This window comes from Glutamicibacter sp. MCAF14, assembly GCF_052114325.1.
GTDB classification, from domain to species: Bacteria; Actinomycetota; Actinomycetes; order Actinomycetales; family Micrococcaceae; genus Glutamicibacter; species Glutamicibacter arilaitensis.
Genome location: NZ_JBFREO010000002.1, coordinates 581,481 through 608,078 on the forward strand (window position 1 = coordinate 581,481; position 26,598 = coordinate 608,078).

A 26,598-nucleotide genomic window follows, 5' to 3' on the forward strand; every position below is an offset into this window, starting at 1 on the left:
ACGTGTCTTTATTGAAGACCATCAAAAAACCAAGCGACCTGCGGGCGCTTACCCTCGAACAGCTCGACGACTTGGCAGATGAAATCCGCAACTTCCTCATCGACAATGTCGCCCGCACCGGTGGGCATCTGGGCCCAAACCTCGGAGTCATCGAACTGACACTGGGGATCCACCGAGTCTTCGATTCCCCAACTGATTCCATCGTCTTCGATACCGGACACCAGTCCTACGTGCACAAGCTGGTCACCGGGCGGCAGAACTTCGAAACCCTGCGCCAGCAAGGCGGCCTGTCGGGATATCCGGACCGCGGCGAATCCGAACACGACGTAGTCGAGTCCTCCCATGCCTCCTCATCGCTTTCGTGGGTTGACGGCATTTCGCGGGCAAACAAGCTGATGAACAACAACGACCGCTACGCAGTGGCATTGGTGGGCGATGGCGCCCTGACCGGTGGCATGGCGTGGGAAGCGGTAAACAACATCGCAGCGGACAAGGACCGCAAGGCCGTGATCGTGGTCAACGACAACGGCCGCTCCTACGCGCCGACCATCGGCGGCCTAGCCAACCAGCTCTCGGGCCTGCGCCAGCAGCTGGACAAGTTCCGCACCCACCCGGCGTATGAAAACGCCATGGACAAGCTCAAGGACAAGCTCAAGGGCTCCGGACCGGTCGGCGATTTCACCTACAAGTCCCTGCATGCCACCAAGAAGGGCATCAAGGACTGGTGGGCGCCGCAGGGCCTGTTCGAGGACCTGGGCCTGAAGTACATCGGCCCGATCGACGGGCACAACCAGCGCGCAGTTGAAGAAGCACTGCAGCAGGCTAAGCAGTATGCAGGTCCAGTGCTCGTGCACGCCCTGACCGAAAAGGGCCACGGCTACGCGCCAGCCCGCGCCGACGAAGCGGACCAATTCCATGCGGTCGGCGTGATCGACCCGGTCACCGGACTGCCGGTATCCAAGCCCAGCGCACAGAGCTGGACCAGCGTCTTCGGCGAAGAAATAGCCAAGGTCGCCAATGAGCGCGATGACATCGTGGCGATCACCGGAGCCATGCTGCAGCCGGTCGGTCTGAAGGCCATGGCCCAAGAACATCCAGAACGCGTCATCGACGTGGGCATCGCCGAACAGCACGCGATGACCACCGCGGCCGGCCTGGCCTTTGGCGGTCTGCACCCGGTGGTCTGCGTCTACGCAACCTTCCTGAACCGTGCTTTCGACCAGTTGCTGATGGACGTTGCCCTGCATAAGGCCGGAGTCACCATCGTGCTGGATCGTGCCGGGGTCACCGGCCCGGACGGTGCCAGCCACCACGGCATGTGGGATATGGCGCTGACGCAGATTGTGCCGAACCTGCATCTTGCAGCCCCGCGAGATGCCGATCGCTTGCGCGAGGAATTGCGTGAAGCCCTGGACATCGATGACGCACCAAGCGTCGTGCGCTTCTCCAAGGGCTCGGTGGGTGAACCCATCGAGGCTGTGGACCGCCTGCCCGACGGCGTGGACGTGCTCGCCCGACTGGGCGATCGCGCGGCTCCCGATGTGCTGATCGTTTCGGTCGGTGCCATGAGCGAGCTTTCGCTGGACGTTGCAGAACGCCTGAACAGCCAGGGCGTATCGGTGACGGTTGTTGACCCGCGGTGGGTGCTCCCGATGCCTCAGTCAGTGATCTCCCTAGCCGCCCGCCACCGCATTGTGGTTTGCATTGAAGATGGCGTGCGTGCCGGCGGCGTCGGCTCGCGCCTGCGTACCGGGATGCGCGCCGCTGGGGTCGACACGGCTTTGAACGAAGTCGGCTTGCCAACAGAATTCCTGGCGCACGGTACCCGTTCAGAAGTTCTTGAACGTGTGGGTCTGACAGCTCAGCAGGTAGCCCGCGACACGCTCGCACAGGTTCTTGGCACCAAGGTTCCCTTCGCCCGGCCGCTGCCCGGACAAGACCTTCCCACCGGGCAGATCCCGAAGCTGTGAGTGCCTTCACCGGCGTCCAAGCAGGATTGCCCCGCAGCCCGCAAGCCATCGACTTCGGTGCGCTCGTAGTGGCGCGTGCCTGGAAGTTCGACGGAAACCCGCATTGGGTCGTCCCGGGCTTCTACTTGGGACATGACGAATATGGCCACTGGCTGCACCAGCCAGCAGGATCGCTGGTTGCCCGCCCGGGAACCGCGCACCTGGCCGCTACCAACGCACTGTGCCTGATCCCGCATCGCGGTGACTGGGTAGCCACGATGTATGCAGATGCCGCCGAGGATTTCGATGTCTACGTCGATCTGTCCACCAACATCGGTTGGCTCCAGATGAAACGTGGTTCATGGGAAGTGAACTCCATCGACCTGGATCTGGATGTCATCCGTTCTCGCAGCCAAGGGACTTTCCTTGATGACGAGGACGAGTTCGCGGAGCACTCGGTGTCCATGGGGTATCCGCAGAAATTGCAAGCTTCCATCCGCGAAACCAGTGAAGAGCTCTTGGAATCTGTGGCGCATAATGCAGCTCCGTTCAACCACTCGCATCGAGAATTATGGTTAGCTAAAGTCGCGGACCTTCCGACAGCCTAGAAGCTGTTCAAACTTTCATACTTGATTGATTCACCGACCTTGAAAAGGGAAAACCCATGGCGATTGTTCGCACCTACCGTTTGGACGAGAAGAATGTACTGCAGTTCCGCGAAGCGTGGTTCCAGCAGTTCGAAGATGACGAGGTGGGCCAGTTCGTCATCAACCACGGCGTAGTTGGCCACATGTCGGAAACCAGCGATGTGCAGGACGTCGACAATGACCGTGCTGACCAGCTGTTCGCTGGCTTCATGGAAGCCTGCGCGGAGGAAGGCTACGAAGAAATCAAGGATGAGGACCAGTCATGGATTATCGTCCAGTATGCGTTGAAGTCCGCCAGCGGCACCGAGCGCGACCAGTACCTGGAGAAGAAGGCCAAGGAAGCGCTGACCGGCCATTTGGCATGGCGTGGCCTGGGTACCGTGGAATCCAGCGATTTCAGCACTCGCAAGCTCAACATCCGCGTACTGTCGCCAGCACCGAAGCTCGCCGTCCCAGCGATCAAGACCTGCATTCGCGAAGCGAAGCTGGACTTTACCAAGCTGAGCATTGGCGTGGCCCCTTATGCTGATCTGTCCAAGCTGAAGATGGCACATCCAATGCCACCCAAGCCGATGAACGTCGACTAATCAGCGCGCACTAGTCCAATGCTTACGCCGCAGCCAATGCAGGAAGCGGATTACCTGGCTATCCGCAGACTCTCGGAAAGCCTGGGGCGCCAAGCCGCGCCCGAGCTCTGGGGCGCAGCAGAATGCCAATTGGTCATCAAGACCAGCTCCGGAGAACTGCTGGGTTGGGCCAGAGCTCATTGGTGGGAGCCGGACGATCCAGTGGCACCGGCCGGATACTATCTGGGCGGGATAGAAATCATCCGCCACCACCAGCAACGCGGGGCTGCTCGCAGCCTCTCCGAGGCCAGGCTGGCATGGATTGCCCAACGCGCTCCGAAGGCCTGGTGCGTGGTCAATGTGCAGAATACCGCGTCATTGGCGCTAGCCCGCTCCCTGGGCTTCGAGGAAGTGGCCAGGGCTGCCCGGTTCGGCACGGTGGTTTTTAATGGGGGCAGCGGCGTGCTGCTGTCCAAGAATTTGGCTTCCCTTCGCGGCTACGCGCAGGAACAAGTTTGAACGAGCAGGAAAATAGGAGACATGATTCCACAAGAAGACCGGGACGAGACCCCTGGCGCTCAGCGTAAAGCCCCTCGGATGGGCGCAACCCGTACGCCTTTGCATCTGGTTTTTCAGGCCTGCGTCGGTGTCATCATCGGCGTCGGAGTGGTGTCCCTGCTTTCCGGTCTGGCTACAGCGCAGGTGGCACTGACCGGCGTAGTCATCACCATTCTGGTGTGGATCGTTGAACAAGGGTTCCGGTTGCCGGAGCCAAATACCAAGCAAGGCGCTCGCGTACGTTTGGTACTTCGGCTCATTTCCCTGGTCGGTTTCACCATTGCGGTGAGCCCTCTGCTGGCCTTGATAGAGAGCTAATAGCTTCCAGTTCAGGGGAGTCTCCGGCGTCTTGCACGTCGGGGACTATTTTTCTCTCCAGAAGGGATTTGCGGGCAAAAAGAAAGATCGGCCAGGTTCTTCCCGCAAGGGGAGAACCTGGCCGATCTTCTAGCTAGGCTTTAGCGCTTAGTCGGTGCCTGCATCGAATGCAGCGGACTCGATAGCGCGGTCGGTAGCCAGATCATCGACATCAACCTGGGTTGCGTTCACGATGTCATCAGCGCCACCGGCTTCCAACGAACCAACGAGTTCAGCGGTGGTGCCACCGACCAGACCCATGGTGGCGTACTGTTCCAGACGGCCGCGGGAATCCGCGATGTCCAGGTTGCGCATGGTCAGCTGGCCGATGCGATCCACTGGGCCGAAGGCTGCATCGCCAACGCGCTCCATGGACAGCTTGTCCGGGTGGTAGCTCAGGTTCTCGCCCTCGGTGTTGAGGATCGTGTAGTCATCGCCACGGCGCAGGCGGATGGTAACGGTACCCGTGATGGCCGAGCCTACCCAGCGCTGCAGCGATTCGCGCAGCATCAGGGCCTGTGGATCCAACCAGCGGCCTTCGTACATCAGGCGGCCCAGACGGCGGCCTTCGTTGTGGTAGCTGGCTACGGTGTCCTCGTTGTGGATCGCGTTGACCAGGCGCTCGTAGGCGAGGTACAGCAGCGCCATTGCTGGTGCTTCGTAGATGCCGCGGGACTTGGCTTCGATGATGCGGTTCTCGATCTGGTCGCTCATGCCCAGGCCGTGTCGTCCACCGATGATGTTCGCTTCGTTGACCAGAGCCACCGAATCGGTGAACTCCTTGCCGTTGATGGCAACCGGACGGCCGGCAACGAAGGAGACCGAAACATCTTCGGTCTTGATCTCGACGTTCTCGTCCCAGTACTTCACGCCCATGATCGGCTCAACGGACTCGATGGAGCTGTTGAGCAGTTCCAGGGTCTTCGCCTCGTGGGTTGCGCCCCAGATGTTGGCGTCGGTGGAGTATGCCTTCTCAGCCGAATCACGGTAAGGGAAACCGTGCTCCTGCAGCCACTCGGACATTTCCTGGCGGCCACCGAGCTCGGCGACGAAGTTGGGGTCAAGCCAAGGCTTGTAGATGCGCAGCTTCGGGTTGGCCATCAGGCCGTAGCGGTAGAAGCGCTCGATGTCGTTGCCCTTGTAGGTCGAACCATCGCCCCAGACATCCACACCATCTTCGCGCATGGCGCGTACCAGCAGGGTGCCGGTGACGGCGCGGCCCAGTGGGGTGGTATTGAAGTAGGTCTTGCCGCCGGTGCGGATGTGGAAAGCGCCGCAAGCAAGTGCTGCGAAGCCTTCTTCAACCAGAGCAGGCTTGCAGTCAACCAGACGGGAGTTCTCTGCGCCGTACTCCAATGCACGGCCAGGTACTGCGTCGATATCTGGCTCATCGTACTGGCCGAGGTCGCCAGTGTAGGTGTAAGGGATGGCGCCCTTGTCGCGCATCCAGGCTACTGCCACCGAGGTGTCGAGGCCACCGGAGAACGCGATACCTACGCGCTCGCCTACAGGGAGATTGGTAAGAACTTTAGACATGTTTCCATCCTAATGGATAAATATGCAATGCAGTGAATTGTGCTGTGAAATCTTCAGCACATCTACCTACCAGATAGCCTATGGGTATAACGTCGCTCAGTGAAGCGGAAGATCAAAGCAACAGATGAGGTGTCCATGGAATTTCGCCAGTTAGGCCGCAGTGGCTTGAGTGTTTCCGTCGTGGGGCTGGGCTGCAACAATCTTGGCCGTGCCGGTACAGCCACCGAATCCCAGGAGGGGACCGATGCGGTAATCCACGCGGCACTTGACGCAGGTATTACGCTCTTCGATGTTGCAGATATGTATGGCAAGGAGCCAGGGCTCTCTGAAATCCGTCTGGGCAAGGCGCTGGGACGTGCTCGTGAGGACATCGTCTTGGCCACTAAGTTCGGGATGGACATGCGCGGCGTTAATGGGCCAGATTTCAATGCACGAGGATCACGCCGCTATATCGTCAAAGCCGTTGAGGCGTCGCTGGAGCGCTTAGGAACTGACTACATCGACCTTTACCAGTTCCATACCCCGGATGCGAACACTCCCATCGAAGAAACCTTGCGGGCCTTGGACGAGCTGGTGGCCAGTGGCAAGGTCCGCTACATCGGGCATTCGAACCGTTCCGGCTGGCAGATTGCGCAGGCCGAGTATGTTGCGCGGGAGCTGGGCACGGAGCGCTTCATCTCTGCACAGAATCACTACAACCTGCTCGATCGACGTGCTGAACTCGAAGTCCTCCCCGCGGCTCGGGAATTTTCGCTGGGCGTGCTCCCTTACTTCCCGTTGGCCAACGGACTGCTCACCGGAAAATACTCCAAGGGGTACGCGCCTGAAGGAAGCCGGCTGACTCATGCACGCCAGCATCTGGTGCAGAGCAGCGATTTCGGGCAATTGGATCAATTCGCCGATTTCGCTGCCCAGCGAGACCTGACCCCGATCCAATTGGCATTCTCATGGCTGGCCGCGCAGTCGCCAGTGAGCTCCGTGATCGCCGGTGCAACTCGTCCTGAGCAGATCCGCGACAACGCTACCGCCGTGCGCTGGGTGCCAACTGCCCAGGAGCTAACGCAGCTTGATGAGATCTTCCCGGCCCCGGACAAGGTTGCCTTGTTCTAGGCAAGTCACCGGGAAACACAAGAGGCTGAACCCCAAATGGGGTTCAGCCTCTTGCGCTTGGGCAGCTGTTGGAAGCTACTGGCTGGCGGTGATGTACGCGACGATATCCTCGCCCTCAATCGCAGCGGCATAGCGTGGCAGAGCTGCGATAGCCGGCCCGTTCGTGACCGTGCCGTCAGCTGGCGCGAAACGCGAGCCGTGGCAGGCGCAGTAGAAATCGTCTTTGCTTGACTTCGGGGAGACCGCGCAGCCCTGATGGGTGCAGATGTTCGAGTAGGCCAATACCGTTTCTTCGTCCTTGCGGAAGAGCAGTACGCCTACATCTTCTCCAGACGGGTCTTTGGCCGGGGCCAGTGCGCGCGAACCCGCAGGAAGGTCCTTGGCCTTCATCAGGGCCTGCCCCTCGCCGCTCGGCTCGGGAATAGGAAACGCATCAGGGACATCTGCTTCAGAATGTCCATCACCGCAAGCGGTGAGAAGAGCGGCAGAACCAAGTGCTGCCGAAGCGCACATGAACGTGCGACGAGCTGGTCGGGCAATGTCAGTCATAATCCCATTCTGGCAGAGATCTCTGTTCCATCGCTAAGTCGACGCTGTGCGGGTGGAGCTATCGGTTTGGGGGAGAGGGACTGGCATTCTCCTGATGTTCATTTGCCGTTAACTCCTTGGCTATCGGACGCAATGCATATTTATGCAGTGTGTAATTGCACCGGTGGCCGCTTATGCCGTGGGGCGGATCTGCCAACGGACTCCAGCGGACGGCGCAGGCGGAGGCAGGCAAGCCGGACTCTAGGTTCGCCCGGTGCGTGACTCAACGCTGCCGCAACGTCATCCTAAACATCCAAAAACCCCAGAATTCAGAGAAATATTTGTTCTTTGCTCACACTAAGTGCATGCACAATTACCAGTTGGGAAGCAGTGGTATTGGACTGCCATATTCGCTCGAATTATTGAACTCTGCCCCGTCAGTTCGTTGGCTCCGAGCTAGCGGAGAAAGGGGATTTGAAAGAACTGATTCGAATATCTTTGCATTCATGCTAATATTTGAATGTAGTTAGTTGGATTATCTGTTTTCGGAATGTCATTAACTGCTCACCTGTTCGGCGTCAAAACGCCGTCTGAGTTACTCCACGCCGTATTCGCGTGTTGAGTTCCAGGTAGCAGGCTTCCTATGGAAACAGGTGTCATTCGCCAGGACGAATGTTCCGCTTGAATGGCCCGAAGCGCAACGCGCGCACACCTGGAATGCCGCAATTTGATGCAGGCAATATCCCGGGTCTGGATTCACGTTGTGAAACCAAAATTGCCAAGCTCTGAGCTGGACTCAGAAACAGGCGCTCCCATTGCTAGGGATGAACGATACGAATGAGAAACGAACGAAACTTGAGTGTAGGGAAGTGATTCATGGGCCCAGGGGCTTGTGCGCGTCAGCTGTAAAACACCCCTTGCGATGACATCTCGCAAGACGACGTGCAGGATAAATCGCCGGTTGAGCATCTAGTGCCCGGCGCGTATCTCATCACCGTCTATCAGAGGGAGGTGGCGCATGAATAACGAAATAATGCAGTTCAGCGCCCTAACTGTAGTCTTATTACTAGTGCTCTTCTACGGAGGAACCTTCCTGATCTCCACCAGGATCGGGAAGAAAAACGAAAATGCCGACGGCTACATGACCGCCGGAAACAAAATTGGTTTCGGCATTTCTGCTGCCAGCATGACCGCCACCTGGATCTGGGCTTCTTCGATGTACGCCTCAGCTACCTCCGGGTACACTTACGGAATCTCCGGCCCGATCCACTACGGATTATGGGGCGCGTTGATGATTCTGTTCATCTACCCGTTCGGCAAGCGAATCCGCAAAGTCGCGCCAAGGGCGCACACCCTCGCCGAAGTCATGCACGTCCGTCACGGCCGCTCCAGCCAGCTGATGCTTGCCGGATCGAACATCGTCGGCTCAGTCATCTCTCTGATGTCCAACTTCATCGCCGGCGGCGTCTTGATCTCGATGCTTTCACCATTCAACTTCATCCAGGGCGTCCTGGCCGTGGCCGGTGGCGTATTGCTCTACACTCTATGGTCCGGCTTCCGCGCTTCGGTGCTCACCGACTTCGTTCAGGTTGTCGCCATGCTCGGAGCGGTAGCAATCATCGTTCCAGTGATCTTCTTCGCTGCCGGATTCCCAGCAGCCTTCGAAACTGGCGCGAACAACCTGACCCCGCAGCAGTCGAGCTTCTTCTCGTCTGAAGCCTTCTTGGGCCAGGGTGCACCGTACATTGCTGCAGTTCTGGCGTATGCCATCGGCAACCAGACCATTGCCCAGCGGCTCTTTGCAGTCCGTGAGGACCTGATCAAGCCGACCTTCATCACCGCAACCATCGGCTATGGCGCAATGGTGATCGGTGTCGGCATGCTCGGTGTGCTCGCCCTCTACCTCGGTTTCGAACCAAGTGGAGGGGACATGAACAACCTCATCCCTGAGATGGCTGCAAGCTACTTGCCGGGCATTCTCCTGGCGTTGTTCTTCATCATGATCATTGGCGCGCTGTCCTCGACGGCCGACTCGGACTTGTCTGCCCTGTCCTCGATCATGATGGCCGATGTTTACGGGCAGAACGTTGCCGGCAAGGAAAAGGCCGATCCGAAGAAGATGCTGTTGATTGGCCGCATCACCATGGTGGTTGCTACCGCGTTGGCTGTCGCCTTCGCAAGCATGCAGCTGAATATCCTGGACCTGTTGGTCTTCGTGGGTGCACTGTGGGGCGCATTGGTCTTCCCCGTCTTGGCCAGCTTCTACTGGAAGAAGGTCACCAACAAGGCCTTCACCGTTTCGGTCTTGGTGGCATTGGCGATTTTCATCCCAGTGCGCTTCGAACTGATCCCAATGAATGGGGTCACCGGTTTCCTTGTCGAGCTGCTCTCCGTCATCGGCATCGGCGTGGTCTTGGCCCTGATGTGCTTCGGATTCTTCGGCCTGCGCGTTGCCAAAATTGTCGGTGTCATCGCCATGCTGGCTAGTGCCCCATTCGTCTTCGGGTTCCTGCGCGATTACACCACGCTCAGCGCCTCGCTGGTCGCTTACGCGGTGAGTACGATGGTCTGCTACTTCATGTCATTCAGGTCCAAGATGGACTTCGACTTTGACGTCATCGCATCACGTACCGGCGACTTCGACACCGAAGATCTCCCACTTGTTGCTGGTGGCGTAACCACCAATGCAAAGAACCTAGGAGGCAAATAATGACGACTTTCTTCTTGAGCCTGTACCTCTTGATATGGCCAGTGATCGTGCTAGGTGTGCTGTATTTCATCAGCAAGGGCTTCATCCAGGAATGGATCGAAGCTCGACGCAATGGAGAAGACATCATTTGATGCCTGAACCCGGCCTAGCTTCCTCCTAGAAGACACGTACCCCGCACCGCCATGACAGCGATGCGGGGTACGTGCTTTAAAACTAGTGCAGGATAATTGGCCTGTTGAACGGAAACTTTGCACGAGGCCAGTGCATAAAGCAAGGCGCTGGGACCGACTTTCCTTGTGAGGTAAGCAATCCCAGCGCCTTATTTAGTTGCGATGCTCAGGGAGGAACATCGCAACCCTAGACGGCTTGGTTGTATCAGCCGTTGAACTTCTTGCCGTTGACACGTTCGGAGGCTCCGACCTGATCCAGGTACGGGGTGATGCCGCCTAGATGCATCGGCCAGCCGGCACCGGTGATCATGCACAGATCAACGTCGGCTGCTTCAGCTACGACGCCTTCATCCAGCAAGAGGCCAATTTCCTGGGCCAGCGCATCTTGAACGCGAGTCAGGATCTGTTCCTGGGTTGAAGGCCGATTACCGAAAGTCATCAGCTTCTCGGCTTCAGGGTTCAGCACCTGGTTTCCAGCTTCATCCTTGACCCACAGGGTGGTGATCTTTGCGTCGATCAGCTTCTGCAAGTTGGCCGAGACCGTGAAACGTTCGCCGAAGGCGGCGTTCAAGGATTCGTTGACGTGCTGTGCCACCGGTAGGCCCACCATGGCCAAAAGGGTCAGCGGGCTCATTGGAAGCCCCATTGGGGTCAGTGCCGCATCAGCAGTCTTCGCGTCGGTTCCCTCATCGAATGCTGCCTGGACTTCACTCATCAGGCGAAGCAGCACACGATTGACGACGAACGCAGCGGCGTCCTTGGTCTTCACCGTGGTTTTCTTCAGCTTCTTGCCCAGCACGAATGCGGTGGACAAGGAAGAATCGTTGGTCCATTGCGTGGCAGCAATTTCTAACAGTGGCATCACTGCTACCGGGTTGAAGAAGTGGAAGCCAACCAAGCGTTCTGGGTGCTTCAAGTCGCGGCCCATTTCGGTCACCGAAAGCGAGGAGGTGTTGGTGGCCAGGATGCACTCGGGGGAGACCACGGCTTCAACCTCGGCGAAGACCTGCTTCTTGACATTCAACTCTTCGAAGACGGCTTCAATGACGAAGTCGGCATCCGCGAAAGCTTCCTTGGTGACCGAACCGGTGACCAGCGCCTTGGTGCGGTTCACCGCATCCTGGCTCATCCGGCCCTTGGCGTGCAGCTTATCGATTTCGCCGTGGATGTAGGCAAGGCCCTTGTCCACGCGCGACTGGTCCAAATCGGTAATGACTACCGGCACGTTCAACCGGCGGACAAAGAGCAATGCCAGCTGGCCAGCCATCAGTCCTGCGCCGACAACGCCCACCTTGGTCACTGGGCGGGCCAGCTTCGGATCCGGTGCACCGGCCGGGCGCTTGCCACGCTTCTGGACCAGATCCAAGAACGCGTAGACGGTGTTCCGGAACTGCGGGGTGCTCATCAGCCCGGTCAGCGCTTCAACCTCAAGCACAGCAGATTCCTGCTGCGAGATGGTCATGGCCTTGCGGAAGACTTCGATCACCTTGTATGGCGCCGGAGCGGCACCGGAGAGCTTGGCATCCACGAATTGCTCGGCTGCATCGGCTGCTTCCAGCCAGCGGCGGGCAACTTCCGGATCGGTTGGGTCTACGGCATTAGGACGCTTGACTTCAGTGGTGCCGGAGATGACCCCGTCAGCAAAGCCGATGGAACGCTCGATGAAGTCAGCAGATTCGAACAATGCGTCGGCCACGCCCATCTTGGCAGCCGCCGGACCCGAGAGGGTGCGGTTGTTGCTCAGCGGGTTCTCGATCATGACCTTCATCGCGTTCTCCGGGCCGACCAGGCGCGGCAGGCGATAGACGCCAGCCCACCCAGGAATCAGGCCGAGGAAACCTTCTGGCAAGCCCAAGGCGCCGGCGGTGGTGCTCACCGTGCGGTAGTTGCAGGCCAGTGCGATTTCCAGGCCGCCGCCAAGTGCCAGGCCGTTGATGAAAGCGAAGGTAGGAACACCCAAATCAGCGAGCAGCTCGTAGGTGTAGTGACCCAGAGAAGCCATGGCGGTTGCTTCGCTTGGTGCGCTCAGGCGGGTAACGGCCGACAGGTCGGCGCCGGCGATGAGGAAATATGGCTTTCCGGTGATGGCCAAGGCATCGATTTCGCCCTTCTTGGCGCGTTCGGCCTGCACTTCCAAAGCGGCGCGCAGTTCCAACAGGCTGTTAGGCCCCAAGGTAGTTGGCTTCTTGTGGTCCAGGCCGTTATCCAAGGTTAGCAACGCCAGCGTCTTGCCGCTTGGCAAAGCCACATCCTTGACGAAGGAATGGGTGACGGTCTCGTCGTGCATCAGTTCGGCGACGACTTTGAAGTTTTCGTTGTATGCAGTCATTGTTTCTTCCTTACGCCTTGCTGCCGAAGTCCGCGTGGTTTGGGTTTTCCCAGATAATGGTGCCGCCCATGCCTAAGCCGATGCACATGGTGGTGATGCCATAGCGCACCGAGTGGTCTTCGGAGAACTGGCGGGCCAACTGGGACATCAGGCGCACGCCCGAGGAAGCCAGTGGGTGTCCGACGGCGATGGCTCCGCCGTAGCGGTTCACGCGTGGGTCATCCTGGTCGATGCCGTAGTAGTCCAGGAATGAGAGCACCTGGACGGCGAAGGCTTCGTTGATTTCGAACAGGCCGATGTCTTCGATGCCCAAGCCTGCCTTGGCCAGTGCCTTTTCGGTGGCCGGGACCGGGCCGTAGCCCATGACATCTGGCTCTACGCCGGCGAAGGCGAAGGAGACCATGCGCATCTTCGGCGCCAGCCCCAGCTCGCGCACCGCAGCACCGCTGGCAAGCAGGGCGGCGGTGGCGCCGTCATTCAAGCCTGCCGCGTTGCCGGCGGTCACGTGCCCGTGGGCGCGGAATGGGGTGCGCAGTTGCGCCAATGACTCCATGCTGGTCTCTGGCCGTGGCGGCTCGTCAACGGTGTTGACCGCCCAGCCTTCGCCCGGCCGCTTGGCTGCCACTGGGATCAGGTCAGCCTGGATCTGCTGGTTCTCGTAGGCCTTGGCGAGCTTGGCCTGAGAGGAAACTGCGTAGCGGTCAGCGCGTTCTTTGGTGATCTGCGGGAAGCGGTCGTGCAGGTTCTCTGCGGTGTTGCCCATGTTCAGCGCCTGCGGGTCCACGATGCGCTCGGAGAGGAAGCGTGGGTTCGGGTCGGCACCGGCACCCATTGGGTGGTTGCCCATATGCTCCACGCCGCCGGCGATCACTACGTCGTAGGCGCCGAAGGCGATGCCGCCGGCGGTGGCGGTGACTGCGGTCATCGCGCCAGCGCACATGCGGTCGATGGCGAAGCCGGGTACGGACTTCGGGATGCCGGAGAGCAGGCCGACGGTGCGGCCCAGGGTCAGGCCTTGGTCTCCGGACTGGGTGGTTGCGGCAATGGAGATCTCATCGATCTTCTCGGCGGGTATTTCCGGATTGCGCTCCAGCAGGCCGCGTACGGCCTTGACCGCCAGGTCATCGGCGCGAGTTCCGTGGTAGATGCCTTTCTCGCCGGCTTTGCCGAATGGGGTGCGTACACCGTCGATGAAGACGATATCGCGGTCGTTGAGCGAGGGATGCGCGTTGTTGCGCGCGGTCGAAGCGTTGGCACTCACCGTCGGGCTCCTTGGGGTAGTTTCATGCTGCCCGCTAGAGCAAGGCAGTGGCCAGCATCACTGTGACCTGAAACATACGTTACTCAGTAGTAACTTGAAGTGCAAGTGCTGCACCTCGAATATCCAAGAAGTGTGGATGAATTCCTCGAAAAAACCGGTTTAGCTCTGCTTTAGCGCCTCTGCCAGCTTTGCCGAAAGCAGGTCCCGCTGCCATGCTCGGGCACCCAGGGTCTGCAGTTTCTCGCGCACGCTGGTTTCGCTGATGCGCGTTGGCGCGTTCCAGCAAAGCTCACGCAGATACTTGGGGGTCAGTAGATTCTCGCCGGGAATATTCCAGTGCTCGCTGACTTCATTGATAACCAGCTTCGCAGCTTCCAAGCGGTTCGCCGCGGCCGGGTTCTTTTCGGCCCAGGCGCGTGGGTGTGGCAGGCCGGTCTTTGAAGCGCGCAAGTCTGGCAGGTCCTTGGTGCTTTGGCCGCGTTGGATCGCATCGACCCAGCGTGCGGCGTCGCGTTTGGCGTTGCGCGTGTGGAAGCCTGGTATCTGCAAAAGTGCTGGCACGGAAGTGGCGCGCTTTTCAACAGCTGCCATGATGGCGCGGTCCGGGATCAAGCGCCCTGGTGCAACGTCGCGGGAGCGGGCCAAGGATTCGCGTGAAAGCCACAGCTCGCGAGCTATCGCAAGATTGCGGCGGCTCTTGAGCTTATGGATGCCCGACAGCTTGCGCCATGGGGTATCGGCCGGCACTGGATCTGGCAGGTTTCGTTCATGCTCGAATTCTTGGATGGCGAATTCAAGCTTGCCCTGCTCCTCAAGGGTGGCGGTGATGGCCTGGCGCAGCTCTTCAAGGACTTCGACATCCAGTGCTGCATAGTTCAACCATGACTCTGGTAATGGGCGAGTGGACCAATCCACCGCCGAATGCTCCTTCGCCAGCTGGAGGCCGAGCAATTCACCCACCATGGTGCCTAGGGAGACGCGTGGGAAGCCGGCCAAGCGGCCGGCCAGTTCGGTATCGAACAGCGCGGTGGGGGACATGCCCAATTCATGGAGGCAAGGCAAATCCTGGGTGGCTGCATGCAAAATCCATGGCTGTGCGTTAACGAAAGTCCGCAGTGGGCTCAGATCATCGAGGGTTTCTGGATCAACCAGCCAAGTTCCGGATCCTTCTCGGCGGATCTGCAGGAGGAAGGCGCGCTGGCCGTAGCGGAATCCGCTGGCTCGTTCGGTGTCCACTGCCAAGTCGCCGGTGCCAGCTTCCAAGGCGCGGACTGCTCGACGCAAGGCTGGTGCCGTGTCGATGACTTCTGGGATGCCATCACGTGGCTCCGTGAGTGGCGTGAGGACCGGTTGGTCAGCCTCAGGGGCCGTGGTGGATGATGCAGGAGCGGAAGAGTCAGAATTCGGCATGGTGCTTCCATTCTAGGACTATTTGGCTCCGCCGCATGGATGGTCGCTAGCTCATGCGCCGATGGGGAAGCTGCTGCACACCTTCAGGCAGCGGGGGCAGGCCGGCAAAAGTGCACACCATATCGGCCCAAGCACTCAGGTGGGTACCCAGGTGATCAGAGTCAGGGGACCACGAAGCACGCAGTTCAATGTCGATGTGGTCCTGCTCGCCGGCAAGATTCCCAAAAGATTCAGAAATTACGCGGGTCGCGGTACCACCAGCGGAATGGTAGGAGGCATCGCGTTCCCGAAGTGCTTCTTCCAGCCATGACCAAGCAACCGAAGCCAGCATCGAATCCTGTCCCATCTCGTGGTCCAAGCGGGCTCGGATATAGGTGACGATGCGAAATTGGCCGTTCCATAGTTCTTGGCCCTCAGGGTCGAAAAGGAGGATGAAGCGACCGGTGGCCAGCTGCTCGGCTGGTTGCAGGAAGGGGGTGCGGCCAATTTCCTGGCCTTCGGGACCATGTCCGGGGGCAACCACATCCATGACATCGCCGCTGAGCGCCAGCGCGAACGGCGCCAATCGGCCAGGGGCGGGGATTTCGGTGAACTTCAGTTCTTTGCGCACCTGGGCATGCGACAACTCTTCGAGGGCTTTGACAAAGGCCTCGGGGATGACGGAAGCAGGGCGATCATTGGTCACAATTTGAGTCTAAACGCGCCGTACCCGAGCATGGGTACGGCGCGCCGACTGTGGATGGATGCTAAGCGGTGGCGAAGGCCCCGCACAACTCGCGCAGCTTGGAAATGAATGCCTCGACGTCTTCTTCGGTGGTGTCGAAGGAGCACATCCAACGCACCTGGCCAGCGGCACGATCCCAATCGTAGAAGCGGAAATGCTCACGCAGCTGATCGCTGATTTCGGTAGGCAACTGGGCGAAAACGCCATTGGCCTGGGTTGGGTAGACCAGCTCCACGCCCTCGATGTCGCCTACTGCTTGCGAGAGCTTGGTGGCCATCGCGTTGGAGTGGCTAGCAAGTTCGCGCCACAGCTCGGTGCCGTAGAGCTCGATGAGCTGGGCTGAGATGAAACGCATCTTCGAGCTGAGCTGCATGTTCATCTTGCGCAGGTACTTCAGGTCAGCTGCCAGCTCGCTGCGCAGGGTCAGGATGCCTTCGCCGAGCAGGATGCCGTTCTTCGTTCCGCCCAAGGAGACGATATCCACGCCGGCATCGGTGGTCAGCGCACGCAGCGGCACGTTCAAGGATGCTGCGGCGTTGGAGAGGCGCGAACCATCCAGATGCACCTTCATGCCCAGCTTGTGAGCATGATCGGTGATGGCCTTGATTTCCTCGGGAGTGTAGATCGTGCCCAGCTCGGTGGCCTGGGTGATCGATACGGCCAGCGGCTGGGCGCGGTGCTCATCGCCCCATCCCCAGGCTTCCTTGTCGATCAGTTCCGGGGTGAGCTTGCCATCGGGGGTGTCGACCTGAAGCAGCTTGAAGCCGCCCACGCGCTCCGGGGCGCCGTTTTCATCCACATTGATATGTGCCGACGAGGCGCAGATGACCGCACCCCAGCGTGGAAGCAAGGACTGCAATGCGGTGACATTGGCGCCGGTGCCATTGAAGACCGGGAAGATCTGGGCTTCCGGGCCGAATACGTTGCGGGCGACGTTGCCCAGTTCCTCGGTGTAGTGGTCTTCACCGTAGGCGATCTGATGGCCGCCGTTGGCTCGGGCGATCGCATCCATGACGCGCGGGTGCACACCCGAGTAGTTATCCGAAGCGAAACCGCGAACCGAAATGTCGTGGGGAGAAGTCATCTGTAATGATCCTTAGTCGTTCAAGGGATGAAGTTGTGGGCAAAGCCAAGGTGGTCTCCGACGGGAGACCCGCACAGCTAGTTAGGCCTTGGGAAGCAAGAGACGGGTGCCATTGAGCTCGACGGCGGGCTTTTCAAGCAGGGCTGTCGCGGCCTCGGCGAGGTATTGAACCGGGGTGTGTCCTGCAGGAGCTTCTTCCGGGGACTTGTCGCTCAATGCCTTCACGACCCAGCTAATGGCCGCAGCCTGCTCCGCCTGCTTGGTGAACAGGCGCGCGATCGCGTTGACCCAATGCTCGGCAGCAGCCTTGACCGCACCGTAGTTGGCGTTGGAAGGCGTGGGGTTCAGTACAGCTTCGGCACTGACGATCGCCAAGCGGCCGGCATCCGAAGCCATCAGATCGTCAATGAACGCCCGGGTGGTGTTGCGCAGGGTGCTCAGCACGCTGTGATGAAGGAAGTCCCAGTCCTCGTCGCTTTGGCCGGTGATGGACTTGCCACCACGCCAGCCCCCGACCAGGTGGATCAGCGCATCGATGCGTCCATGCTCTTCATGGACCTGTAGCGCCAAATGCTTGACCGCTTCGAAGTCTCCGAGGTCGCATTCGTAGCGCCCGTGCGCGAATGCCAGGCGCTCGTCGAGCCGTTGTTGGTTGCTTCCCACTGCAAGCACACGCGCTCCGGCATCGACCAACGCGTTGGCGCTGGCGATGCCGGAGGCGGAAGTAGCACCGGCAATGAGCACTAGTTTGGATGTCTCTTTCACGGAGATTCTTTCTTTGCTCACATTTTCTAGCCTAGAGGAAAGGCTAGATTTTCGTTATGCCGGTCATGCCCTTGGTCGATTCGATGACGGAGCTCATCTTCTTGTTCAATGCTTCATAGAACATCGACAGCGGGAACTCGTCATCCATGACCTGATCGGTAATCTCGCGCAAAGGTGCGGTCAGCGGAAGTGCATCCGGACCCTTGGCCCAGACTGACGCCGGGTTAGGAGTGACGGTCGCCGAGACCAGTTCATAGGCTGCAATCCAGTGGGCCAGCTTCGGGCGATCGATCGACTTCCAGTACAGCTCGTCAATTGCATCCCCCAAAGCTGCAACTACCTCGGGTACCTGGTCCCAATCGATGCTCAGCTTGGTGTCGGTCCAGTGCAGCACGTGGTGCTGGTGCATCCACGCGAAGAGCAGCTGGCCGCCCAGGCCATCGTAGTTGCGCACACGCGACCCGGTAATCGCGAAGCGGAAGATACGGTCGAAGATCACTGCGTACTGCACGAGCTTGGCCATCTTGGCGCTCTTCGGGTCCGAGTCGGGATTCGCGGCAATCTTCATGCATTCGCGGAAAGCCGTCAGGTCGCAACGCAGCTCTTCGAGGGAGTACAGGAAGAAGGGCATGCGCTGCTTGATCATGAATGGGTCGAAGGGCAGGTCGCCGCGCATGTGGGTGCGGTCGTGGATCAGGTCCCACATGATGAAGGTTTCTTCGGTCAGGTGCTGGTCCTTGAGCAGTTCAGCGGCATCTTCCGGCAACTCGAGGTTGGTGATGCGCGCTGCTTCTTGCAAGACCTTGCGGAAGCGGACAGCTTCTCGGTCCTGGAAGATGGCGCCCCAGGTGAAGGACGGGGTTTCGCGGATAGCCACGGACTCTGGGAAGAGCACCGCGGAGTTCGTGTTGTAGCCTTCGGTGAAATCAACGAAGCGCAGCGGGACGAACAGTGCGTTGGTGTAGCTATTGCTCTCCAGCTCGGCAATGAACTCAGGCCACATGACCTGAACCAGTACGGCTTCGAGGTGGCGGTTCGTGGAACCGTTCTGGGTGTACATCGGGAAGAGCACCAAGTGCAGCAGGCCATCTTCACGCTGGGACTGCGGCTGGAACTGCACCAGCGAGTCGAGGAAGTCGGGCACGCCGAAACCGGCATCTGCCCACTTGCGAAGATCGCCAACGAGCTGCTCCAGGTACGGTGCATCGTGTTCGAAGTGCACGCGCAGAGTGTGGATCGAATCGATGATGGACTCAACGAGCTTGGCTGCCTGAGCTGCGGTGCCGCTCTCGGCCAGGGACCCGTCCTGGGCCTGGAGGCCCCGGAATTCGGTGGCGGCAGACTTCAGGGTCAGCCAAGCTTCGGAGTTTGCGATCTGCAGTACTTCTGCATCGGTGGCCGTTGCCGGCTTGGAGGAAATCTGAGTCATTTCGTACACCTTCTTTTCAAGTTTGGGGAGCGCTCAATTGCCTACTCTCAACGCTACGCCCAAACAACAGAAAAGATGATGCTAAGTCATCTATGGCCAAGTAACTCTTATTCTAAATGTGATCCATTCCCTGCCACCGTCAAGGACATTAGCCCTGAGCTGGACGCAGAGTCAGGCTTAGGGAATTCATGCAATAGCGCAGATCGGTCGGGGTCTTGAAACCCTCGCCCTCGAAAACATGGCCCATATGCGAATCGCAGCTGGCGCAACGGACCTCGACACGCTTCATGCCCATGGACACATCGCTGATGTAGCGCACCCGATCCTCGGCCAGCGGCGCGAAGAAGGAAGGCCAGCCGCACCCGGCGTCGAACTTCGTGGTGCTGGCAAACAGTTCCGCACCGCAGGCACGGCAGGCGTACACGCCCTCGGCCGTCGTATCCCAGTATTCACCGGTGAAGGGACGCTCGGTCCCAGCTTGGCGCAAAACGTGGAATTCTTCTGCGGACAAGATTTGCTGCCACTGCACATCACTGCGCCCGGACTCATTATCTGCTGGCTGTACTGGTTGGTTTACTGATTCATTGCTCATGCAATATGAAACGTTCGAGCATGCTGGATGATTCCCGGGCCAGGTCATGGAAAGATGAAAACATGGCTCGGAACATCACAGATACCTTGCAACCACGCAAAGCACTGCCGGCAACCCTGATTGGGGTTGGGCTCGGGCTTGGTGCTGGATCCCTGGTGGCCGCCAGCGTTTCAGCGCTCGCCGGTTACTTCGCCCGGCGCGTGGTCACACCGGAAGAACGCCGCACTGGCAACAGCGTCATTCGCGAAATCCGTACAGATTCCGAAGGAAAACTCTGGCTGCATTTCACCAAGGACGACGAAACCAGCGAGCCGGGCTCCTGCAGCTTCCTCACCGAATTCGACTCCTGCGCACTGCGCCTGTCGGCACCCGAAGACGTCCCGGGCAAGCCCCGACTGGTTGCGCGCAAAATTGAGAAGATCTATCACGGCACCTTGGAAGGAGTGCGCCGCGGGAATTTCTCCGGCGCAATCTACGAACACCCCTCGGATCTGGGCTTTGAAGCAGAAGATGTGGTCGTACCCCTCGACGGTGGAGATGGCCCAGCCTGGCTGGTGCGTGGCTCCGCAAACGAAGATCTCTGGGTTATCGGCGTCCATGGCCGAGGTGCTCGACGCAATGAATCTATCCGTGCCCTGCCAGCATTAAGCGAACTTGGTGCCACGACCTTGCTGATGAGCTACCGCAATGATGGGCTGGCCCCCAGCGCCCCTGATGGCCGCTACGGACTGGGGGACACCGAATGGCACGATGTGGAAGCGGGAATCCAATTCGCCTTGAACCACGGAGCCAAGCAGATCATCTTGCTGGGCTGGTCCATGGGAGGTGCCATCAGCCTGCAAACCGCAGATCGCAGCCAGCTGGCCCACCATATTGACTCACTCATGCTGGTCGGACCGGTGATCAATTGGGTTGATGTGCTCTCCCACCAGGCCAGAGCCAACAAGATCCCGCAATCTGTCGGCCTCTTCGGCCAATGGCTGCTGTCCAACAAGGCCGGACGCTGGGTCACCGGCCAGGCCGCACCGGTGAATCTTCGCCGGTTGAACTGGGTGGAGCGCGCCGAGGAATTAAAGCTCCCGACTCTGATCATGCATAGCCGGGATGATGAGTTCGTCCCCAATGGTCCGAGCCTGAAGCTAGCTGCCCTGCGCCCGGATCTGGTGACGCTGAAAACCTTTGCCAAGGCAGGACATACCCGCGAACCGAATGTGGATCCGCAAGGATTCGCCAAAGCCATGACCGGCTTCCTCACCAAGCGCATAGCCGCGCGCGCAAGCTAACCCCGAAACGGTTTTGAACCTGGGTCTGAAGTGGGATGCCCCCGCTCAGGCTTGGGCCAAGGCCTGGCGCAGCTGCTCGATGCTCGGGCTTCCCGCAAGCCCGCTGGGCGTAGCGTAGAGCCGGCAATAGAATCCGATTTCCGCGTCGTGGCTTGCAAAGGGATCGTTGCCATCGACGAGCAAGGTGGGGGACCCGCGAAATTCGTGCTCCACCGCTTCCTCGGCGGTGGCGATCGCCTGCGTGCGCAATTCAAGATCATTGCGCTCGGCCATTATTGCCAGCACAAGCTCTTCAAGCTCTTGCCAGTTCGGGCAACCGGCAAAATACTGCAATACCAATTTCATGCGCTGCTTCCTGGGTCCGGGCCGCCTCTTCCTCTGCCGATGCCCGCAGCTGGCCTGCGGGCACAGAAAAGGCCATGCCCGGCAAGAGGAACTGTTCAATAGTCTCTCGCGGGCATGGCCCTTTGCACAATGGCTGCTAGTGCACAGCGATCTGGGCCCAGATGGCTCCGGTCGCCTTCGCGGCATCCCGCGGTGCGATCTCCAAGCTGAAACCGCGCCGGCCGCCAGAAATAAACACCGTGTCAAACTGCTGGGCACTTGCATCTATGACGGTATCGGTCTTCTGCCGCTGCCCGAACGGGGATATGCCGCCGAGCACATAACCGCTGCGGCGCTGCGCCGCGGCCTTATCAGCCATCTGAGCTTTCTTCTTGCCCAGTGCGAGGCCGATAGCTTTCAAATCCAGCTTCGAATCCACCGGAACCACAGCCACGGCCAGATCCAAGGCAGGATTGGCCCCGGTGGAGACCATCAAGGTCTTGAAGACCCGGTCGCCGCTGACGCCTAATTGCTCGGCTGCCTCAGCGCCGTAGCTGTCAGCTGAATCGCTATGCGCATAGCTATGCGCGACATAGCTGATGCCGGCTGCTTCCAGCGCGGCGGTAGCCGGTGTGGATGCGGACTGCTTCTTCTTGCCCACTGCTCTTAGATCCTTCGCTGCGATTAATTGGCAATGCTGTGCTGCAAGGAGAACCTACGCGGCCAGCTGCTCTGAAATCTGGCGCTTGATGCGGCCGAGCATGGCAGTCATGCCGCGCATGCGCAGCGGCGAGAGCGCACGGGTGAGCCCCAGCTGCTGCGGCATGTCATCGGGCACCGCCAGGATTGACGCTGCATCGGCGCCATCCAAACCGGCGGCCAGTACCGAGGCGAAGCCGCGGGTAGTTGGCGCTTCCGGGGGAGCGGAGAAGAACAGGTTCACCGTGCGGTTAGCCTCGGCACCGACCTCAACGACCAGGAACAGCGGTGACTGGCACTCGACAACCTGCTCGAAGAGCTCAGGATGATCGGCCAGGCGTGCTGGCAGCTCAGGCAGTTCGCGCGAGTATTCCAGCAGCAGTTCCAGGCGGTCGGCCTCGGGAACGTCGATGAATTCCTCGACGATTTCGTTCAGTTCGTTGGGGACGTGGCTCATGCGCGGGCTCCTCGCTTGGCTGGCAGCTCGCCCACGGCTTCACCGCGCACGATCGGCACGCCCACGGCGTTGCCCCACTCGGTCCACGAACCGTCGTAGTTGCGCACGGTCTCGAAGCCCAGCAGGTGCTTGAGCACGAACCAAGTGTGGCTCGAACGCTCGCCAATGCGGCAGTAAGCCACCACATCGTCCCCTGGCTTCAGGCCGGCACCCTCAAGGTAAATGGCTTCCAGCTCTTCGCGCGAACGGAACGTGCCGTCCTCGGCAGCGGCCTTGGCCCATGGCACCGAGGCGGCGGTCGGGATGTGCCCGCCGCGCAGGGCGCCCTCTTCAGGGTAATTCGGCATGTGGGTGCGTTCGCCGGTGTATTCCTCAGCCGAACGCACGTCGATCAGCGGGTTGCCCAGGTGGTTCAAGACCTCTGGCAGGAACGCGCGGATTTCCGAATCAACGCGCTCGATCACCGGGTACTCGGTCGGGGTTACAGCTGGCTTCTCGGTGCTCAGCTCGCGGCCTTCGGCTATCCATTTGTCGCGTCCGCCATCCATCAGGCGTACATCTTTGTGGCCGAACAACGTGAAGACCCACAGTGCGTAGGCAGCCCACCAGTTGGACTTGTCGCCGTAGATGACCACGGTGGACTCGCGGGTGATGCCCTTGGCGGCCATCAGCTTCGCAAATCCCTCGCCATCGACGTAGTCGCGAGTGACCTCATCGTTCAGTTCGGTGTGCCAGTCAATCTTCAATGCCCCTGGTACGTGGCCGGTGGAATAAAGCAAGATGTCTTCATCCGATTCCAATACGACCAGATTCTCAGCTCCGAGGTTCTCGGCCACCCACTGGGTGGAAACGAGCCGTTCTGGGTGAGCGTAGGCTGCATACTTCTCGTTGGACTCGACGGGCAACGACATTCCTAATCACGATCCTTGCGGGTGTCTGTTTCTGCCGCGCTGGAGCCAGCGGGCAACGGGCGTTACTTCTAGCCTAGTCCCGATCGATTGCGAACACAGTGTGGGCTACGACATTTTAGGCAATTATTGGGCGCGTTCAAGGTAAACTGGCCGATGGGAATGCCACGGCTTCCTGACTAATTTCTGAGCAATCAACTGAAGGACTCCCACAGCCAATGGCGACGATCACCCACCTGAGCGAGACCAAGCCGAATCTTTCAATCGAAGAACTGCTGGCCGGCTTCCACCCGTCCTACCGCTTTGGTGAAGTGTCCTTCAATACCTATCGCCCGGATCCGAACCAGCCATCGCAGACCGAAGCGGTCAATAAGCTCAAGGCTTTCGCTGAAACCGTAGGCAAGAACAGCTCCGGTTCCTTCTTGTCCAAGCTTTTCGGCAAGAAGAAGGAAACCAAGAACGGCATCTACCTCGATGGCGGATTCGGTGTGGGCAAGACCCACTTGCTGGCTTCCCTGTGGCATGCGGCCCCGGGCCGCAAGGCTTTCGGCACCTTCGTTGAATACACCAACTTGGTTGGCGCATTGTCCTTCCGCCAGACTGTTGAAGTGCTCAGCCAGTATTCGCTGGTTTGCATCGACGAGTTCGAACTGGATGATCCCGGAGATACCGTGCTGATGTCCCGCCTGATGCGCGAGCTGGCCGATGCCGGCGTGAAGCTTGCCGCGACCTCCAATACCCTGCCGGGCGCACTGGGCGAGGGACGCTTCGCAGCAGTGGATTTCCAGCGTGAAATCAAGACCCTCTCCGAGCAGTTCGACGTGCACCGTGTTGAAGGCGAGGACTTCCGCCACCGTGGCCTGCCTGATGCTCCTGTGCCCCTGGCAGATGGGGAGATCGAGTCCTTCGCGCAGGATCGCTACCAGGGCAAGACCCTTGCCGTTGATAATTTCGATGAACTGGTAGCCCACCTCTCGAAGGTCCACCCATCGCGTTACCGCCAATTGCTTTCCGAAACTGACGTGCTGGTTCTGCACAACGTAGATACCATCACCGACCAGGCCATCGCCCTGCGTTTCGTTGTGCTCGCTGACCGCCTGTACGACAAGGACGTGCCAATTGTTGCCTCCGGCAAGCCTTTCAGCGAACTCTTCACGCCGGAAATGATGTCCGGTGGCTACCAGAAAAAATACTTCCGAGCCGTATCGCGCCTGACCGCGCTCGCCCGTGAAGGACAGGTCGGGGAACCGGCCATCTAATTGGGCAACCGCAGTCCTGCCACTTCATCGTCGAACGCTCCGCTCGACGATGAAGTGCGTTAAGAGCCCTGCCACTAGTGCCCAGAAGGCACCGCCTATGCCGAAGAGCGTAAGGTTGCCGGCAGCCACCAGTACGGTCGCCAAGGCGCTCAGCCGCCAAATGGAATCGGACATCGCGCCGAGCAGAGCATTCGCCAGTGTAGCCAGCAGGGCCAATCCGGCGGCCGCCTGGAACAGTCCTTCGGGCGAGGCGCTGGCCACTGAAACGATCAGCGCGCTCAAGGCTCCAAAGACCAAATAGAACACTCCGGAACTTGCCGCGGCCCGCCAGCGCAGCCGGGGTTCTGGACCGGCCTGCTCGCCGGCGGCCAATGCCGCAGTGATTGCAGCCAAATTAATCGCATGTCCGCCGAAGAATGCACCGCTTGCCGAACCCACACCGGTCACCAGCATCGAGGCTCGCCAAGGCACGGTGTACCCGAAAGAACCGAGCACGGCCACTCCCGGAATGTTCTGCGAGGCCATGGTCACGACGAAGAGCGGAATGCTGATGCTAGCGATGGCCTGCCACGAGAATTCGGGGCTGACCCAATGCAGCTGCGGAAGCACTTCCAGGGAGTCCCACGTCGCTGTGCGGCCAATGTGCCACAGGCCGAAACCCACCGCTGCAAGCATGCTCAGAGCGACGGCAAATTTTGGAACGATCCTGAGCCCGAGCAAGAACACCAGGAGAATTCCCAAGGCGGGCATCGGGATGGTGGCAACGGCGGTAAAGGGCTTCGAGCACAGGGGTATCAAAACGCCGGCAAGCATGCCTTGGGCGATTGGCACCGGAATGCGGGTTAGCAGTCGATGCAAGGACGGCACCAAACCGGAAAGCACTATCAACGCTCCGCTGACCACGAATGCGCCCACGGCCTGGTTGAACCCGAAAACTCCTGGGGCCAAGGCAGCGAGCATCGCAGCACCTGGGGTGGACCAGGCGATGCTGATCGGCACACGGTATCGAAGCGAGAGCGCCATCGTGCTTAAGCCCACGCAGACGGACAGGATGAGCAATCCCGAGGCGGCTTGTTCCACCGAGGCCCCCACTTGGAACAGTCCGGACAGCACGACGGCGAAAGAAGCCACGAACCCCACCATGGTGGTGACCAGACCAGCAATAGCTGACTGAAAGAGGCCGCCTCGATCTGGCGGTATGCGATGAGCCATACTCTTTTGTACATGGTCGAACCGTCTGGCCGATAATCAGCAGGAATTAAGGTCCTGATGTGACATTAAAGCAAGGAAGGCACCGACCGCAGTCGGTGCCTTCCTAGGATGCTCGGGCAAGCCGAGGGTAAAACAGAGAGGGGATTAGCCCTCGTTGTTTTCGCCTCCGCCAAGGCCATTGAGGTAGTCGCCGGCACCCTGCTGGACGCCGTCTACCTGCTCTTCGAACTTGCCGCCGGTCTTATCATCGACAAAATCGCCAGCCTGTTCGATACCCTGGGATACCTGCTCCGGGTTCTCCTTGGCGAATTCCTCTGCCTTGCCACGCAGATCATCAAATCCTGCCATGCTGCACCTCCATTCGTCTGTGGGAACCCCTTTAGCTCCACAACTACCCACCACCCTATGTCCTTCGACCACCGCACGGAAGTGAATTGGGCAAAATTTGTCAGCTGCTTAGGTTTTATGCTGGCCGCTGTCAGGGTGCTCCCAGATTTGGGACCTGTGGGTCTAATGGGTGCCAATGGCCGTGGGCTTGAAGTTAAAGCAAAGATGGGAACCACGAAAAAGTGATTCCCATCTTTATTTGGAGCGGTCAACGAGGTTCGAACTCGCGACCTCAACCTTGGCAAGGTTGCGCTCTACCAGCTGAGCTATGACCGCATATTTAATTTTAGATTCATGGTCTGGTGAACCATGAGTCCGTGCGCGATACTGGGATCGAACCAGTG

The 26,598-nt window shown here is 59.5% G+C and carries 26 protein-coding genes and 1 tRNA gene; 10 read left to right on the forward strand and 17 right to left on the reverse strand.

Annotated elements, in window-relative coordinates:
* Positions 1–2 precede the first annotated feature (2 nt).
* Genes dxs through AB4Y71_RS05295 form a run of 5 tightly spaced genes read left to right on the forward strand, consistent with a single transcriptional unit; the run spans position 3 to position 4,038 of the window.
* The gene (dxs, locus tag AB4Y71_RS05275; RefSeq protein WP_441676850.1) at positions 3–1,970 is read left to right on the forward strand and encodes a 1-deoxy-D-xylulose-5-phosphate synthase; all 1,968 of its coding nucleotides are present in this window, start codon (positions 3–5) and stop codon (positions 1,968–1,970) included.
* Complete coding sequence (locus tag AB4Y71_RS05280) at positions 1,967–2,557, forward strand: DUF402 domain-containing protein (RefSeq protein WP_441718444.1); 591 nt, start codon at positions 1,967–1,969, stop codon at positions 2,555–2,557. The genes dxs and AB4Y71_RS05280 overlap by 4 nt, the downstream gene beginning before the upstream one ends.
* 56 nt (positions 2,558–2,613) lie before the next feature.
* Positions 2,614–3,183: a hypothetical protein gene (locus AB4Y71_RS05285; protein WP_134779930.1), complete on the forward strand. Its 570-nt coding sequence runs from the start codon at positions 2,614–2,616 to the stop codon at positions 3,181–3,183.
* Between the two features lie 18 nt (positions 3,184–3,201).
* On the forward strand, positions 3,202–3,681 hold the full coding sequence (locus AB4Y71_RS05290; protein ID WP_441676853.1) for a GNAT family N-acetyltransferase: 480 nt from the start codon (positions 3,202–3,204) through the stop codon (positions 3,679–3,681).
* Positions 3,682–3,702: 21 nt separating this feature from the next.
* Complete coding sequence (locus AB4Y71_RS05295; protein ID WP_134779932.1) at positions 3,703–4,038, forward strand: hypothetical protein; 336 nt, start codon at positions 3,703–3,705, stop codon at positions 4,036–4,038.
* Positions 4,039–4,185: 147 nt separating this feature from the next.
* Here AB4Y71_RS05295 and argG read toward each other — a convergent pair whose 3' ends face one another.
* Entirely contained in the window at positions 4,186–5,613 is a 1,428-nt protein-coding gene (argG, locus tag AB4Y71_RS05300; RefSeq protein ID WP_441718447.1) for an argininosuccinate synthase, read from the reverse strand.
* A 135-nt stretch (positions 5,614–5,748) separates the two neighbouring features.
* Between argG and AB4Y71_RS05305 the strand changes: the two genes are divergently transcribed.
* Entirely contained in the window at positions 5,749–6,723 is a 975-nt protein-coding gene (locus AB4Y71_RS05305; protein WP_441718509.1) for an aldo/keto reductase, read from the forward strand.
* Between the two features lie 75 nt (positions 6,724–6,798).
* Here the strand turns inward: AB4Y71_RS05305 and AB4Y71_RS05310 are convergent, their stop codons facing one another.
* Entirely contained in the window at positions 6,799–7,272 is a 474-nt protein-coding gene (locus tag AB4Y71_RS05310; protein ID WP_441676854.1) for a Rieske (2Fe-2S) protein, read from the reverse strand.
* A gap of 997 nt (positions 7,273–8,269) precedes the next feature.
* Here AB4Y71_RS05310 and AB4Y71_RS05315 point away from each other — a divergent pair.
* Positions 8,270–9,961 carry a sodium:solute symporter family protein gene (locus AB4Y71_RS05315; RefSeq protein ID WP_134779935.1) on the forward strand — a complete coding sequence of 564 codons (1,692 nt, stop codon included), beginning with the start codon at positions 8,270–8,272 and terminating at the stop codon, positions 9,959–9,961.
* Positions 9,961–10,092: a putative transporter small subunit gene (locus AB4Y71_RS05320; RefSeq protein WP_013349330.1), complete on the forward strand. Its 132-nt coding sequence runs from the start codon at positions 9,961–9,963 to the stop codon at positions 10,090–10,092. The genes AB4Y71_RS05315 and AB4Y71_RS05320 overlap by 1 nt, the downstream gene beginning before the upstream one ends.
* 244 nt (positions 10,093–10,336) lie before the next feature.
* Here AB4Y71_RS05320 and AB4Y71_RS05325 read toward each other — a convergent pair whose 3' ends face one another.
* The 8 genes from AB4Y71_RS05325 to msrB form a co-directional block, all read right to left on the reverse strand.
* On the reverse strand, positions 10,337–12,460 hold the full coding sequence (locus AB4Y71_RS05325; RefSeq protein WP_441718450.1) for a 3-hydroxyacyl-CoA dehydrogenase NAD-binding domain-containing protein: 2,124 nt from the start codon (positions 12,458–12,460) through the stop codon (positions 10,337–10,339).
* 10 nt (positions 12,461–12,470) lie between these two features.
* Positions 12,471–13,721, reverse strand: a complete 1,251-nt coding sequence (locus AB4Y71_RS05330; RefSeq protein WP_441718453.1) for a thiolase family protein — start codon at positions 13,719–13,721, stop codon at positions 12,471–12,473.
* A 159-nt stretch (positions 13,722–13,880) separates the two neighbouring features.
* The gene (locus AB4Y71_RS05335; RefSeq protein ID WP_441718456.1) at positions 13,881–15,131 is read right to left on the reverse strand and encodes an HRDC domain-containing protein; all 1,251 of its coding nucleotides are present in this window, start codon (positions 15,129–15,131) and stop codon (positions 13,881–13,883) included.
* Positions 15,132–15,177: 46 nt separating this feature from the next.
* The gene (locus AB4Y71_RS05340) at positions 15,178–15,816 is read right to left on the reverse strand and encodes a DUF3000 domain-containing protein (protein ID WP_013349326.1); all 639 of its coding nucleotides are present in this window, start codon (positions 15,814–15,816) and stop codon (positions 15,178–15,180) included.
* Between the two features lie 61 nt (positions 15,817–15,877).
* Positions 15,878–16,939 (reverse strand): threonine aldolase family protein, encoded by a 1,062-nt coding sequence (locus AB4Y71_RS05345; RefSeq protein WP_441718459.1) that lies wholly within the window; start codon positions 16,937–16,939, stop codon positions 15,878–15,880.
* Positions 16,940–17,020: 81 nt separating this feature from the next.
* Positions 17,021–17,725, reverse strand: a complete 705-nt coding sequence (locus tag AB4Y71_RS05350) for an SDR family NAD(P)-dependent oxidoreductase (protein ID WP_441718461.1) — start codon at positions 17,723–17,725, stop codon at positions 17,021–17,023.
* A 22-nt stretch (positions 17,726–17,747) separates the two neighbouring features.
* A complete protein-coding gene (locus AB4Y71_RS05355; protein WP_441718464.1) occupies positions 17,748–19,133 on the reverse strand; it encodes a DUF6421 family protein in 1,386 nt (461 codons plus the stop codon).
* A gap of 148 nt (positions 19,134–19,281) precedes the next feature.
* On the reverse strand, positions 19,282–19,725 hold the full coding sequence (gene msrB, locus AB4Y71_RS05360) for a peptide-methionine (R)-S-oxide reductase MsrB (RefSeq protein WP_134779942.1): 444 nt from the start codon (positions 19,723–19,725) through the stop codon (positions 19,282–19,284).
* Positions 19,726–19,787: 62 nt separating this feature from the next.
* Between msrB and AB4Y71_RS05365 the strand changes: the two genes are divergently transcribed.
* On the forward strand, positions 19,788–21,008 hold the full coding sequence (locus AB4Y71_RS05365; RefSeq protein WP_441718468.1) for an alpha/beta hydrolase family protein: 1,221 nt from the start codon (positions 19,788–19,790) through the stop codon (positions 21,006–21,008).
* A 45-nt stretch (positions 21,009–21,053) separates the two neighbouring features.
* Here the strand turns inward: AB4Y71_RS05365 and AB4Y71_RS05370 are convergent, their stop codons facing one another.
* The 4 genes from AB4Y71_RS05370 to AB4Y71_RS05385 form a co-directional block, all read right to left on the reverse strand.
* Positions 21,054–21,353: a thioredoxin family protein gene (locus AB4Y71_RS05370; RefSeq protein ID WP_102597485.1), complete on the reverse strand. Its 300-nt coding sequence runs from the start codon at positions 21,351–21,353 to the stop codon at positions 21,054–21,056.
* Between the two features lie 136 nt (positions 21,354–21,489).
* Complete coding sequence (ybaK, locus tag AB4Y71_RS05375; protein WP_013349319.1) at positions 21,490–21,993, reverse strand: Cys-tRNA(Pro) deacylase; 504 nt, start codon at positions 21,991–21,993, stop codon at positions 21,490–21,492.
* A 54-nt stretch (positions 21,994–22,047) separates the two neighbouring features.
* Positions 22,048–22,488, reverse strand: a complete 441-nt coding sequence (locus AB4Y71_RS05380) for a SufE family protein (RefSeq protein WP_441718471.1) — start codon at positions 22,486–22,488, stop codon at positions 22,048–22,050.
* Positions 22,485–23,399: a sulfurtransferase gene (locus AB4Y71_RS05385; RefSeq protein ID WP_441718473.1), complete on the reverse strand. Its 915-nt coding sequence runs from the start codon at positions 23,397–23,399 to the stop codon at positions 22,485–22,487. Before AB4Y71_RS05385 ends, AB4Y71_RS05380 begins: the two co-directional genes overlap by 4 nt.
* A gap of 215 nt (positions 23,400–23,614) precedes the next feature.
* On the opposite strand from AB4Y71_RS05385, the gene zapE reads away from it, so the two are divergent.
* Complete coding sequence (gene zapE, locus AB4Y71_RS05390; protein ID WP_134779948.1) at positions 23,615–24,655, forward strand: cell division protein ZapE; 1,041 nt, start codon at positions 23,615–23,617, stop codon at positions 24,653–24,655.
* A 24-nt stretch (positions 24,656–24,679) separates the two neighbouring features.
* Here the strand turns inward: zapE and AB4Y71_RS05395 are convergent, their stop codons facing one another.
* The 3 genes from AB4Y71_RS05395 to AB4Y71_RS05405 all read right to left on the reverse strand — a co-directional run bounded on the left by AB4Y71_RS05395 (position 24,680) and on the right by AB4Y71_RS05405 (position 26,530).
* Complete coding sequence (locus AB4Y71_RS05395; protein ID WP_441718476.1) at positions 24,680–25,867, reverse strand: benzoate/H(+) symporter BenE family transporter; 1,188 nt, start codon at positions 25,865–25,867, stop codon at positions 24,680–24,682.
* Between the two features lie 144 nt (positions 25,868–26,011).
* On the reverse strand, positions 26,012–26,215 hold the full coding sequence (locus AB4Y71_RS05400) for an antitoxin (protein ID WP_134779950.1): 204 nt from the start codon (positions 26,213–26,215) through the stop codon (positions 26,012–26,014).
* A gap of 239 nt (positions 26,216–26,454) precedes the next feature.
* A tRNA-Gly gene (locus AB4Y71_RS05405) sits at positions 26,455–26,530 on the reverse strand.
* Between the last annotated feature and the right edge of the window lie 68 nt (positions 26,531–26,598).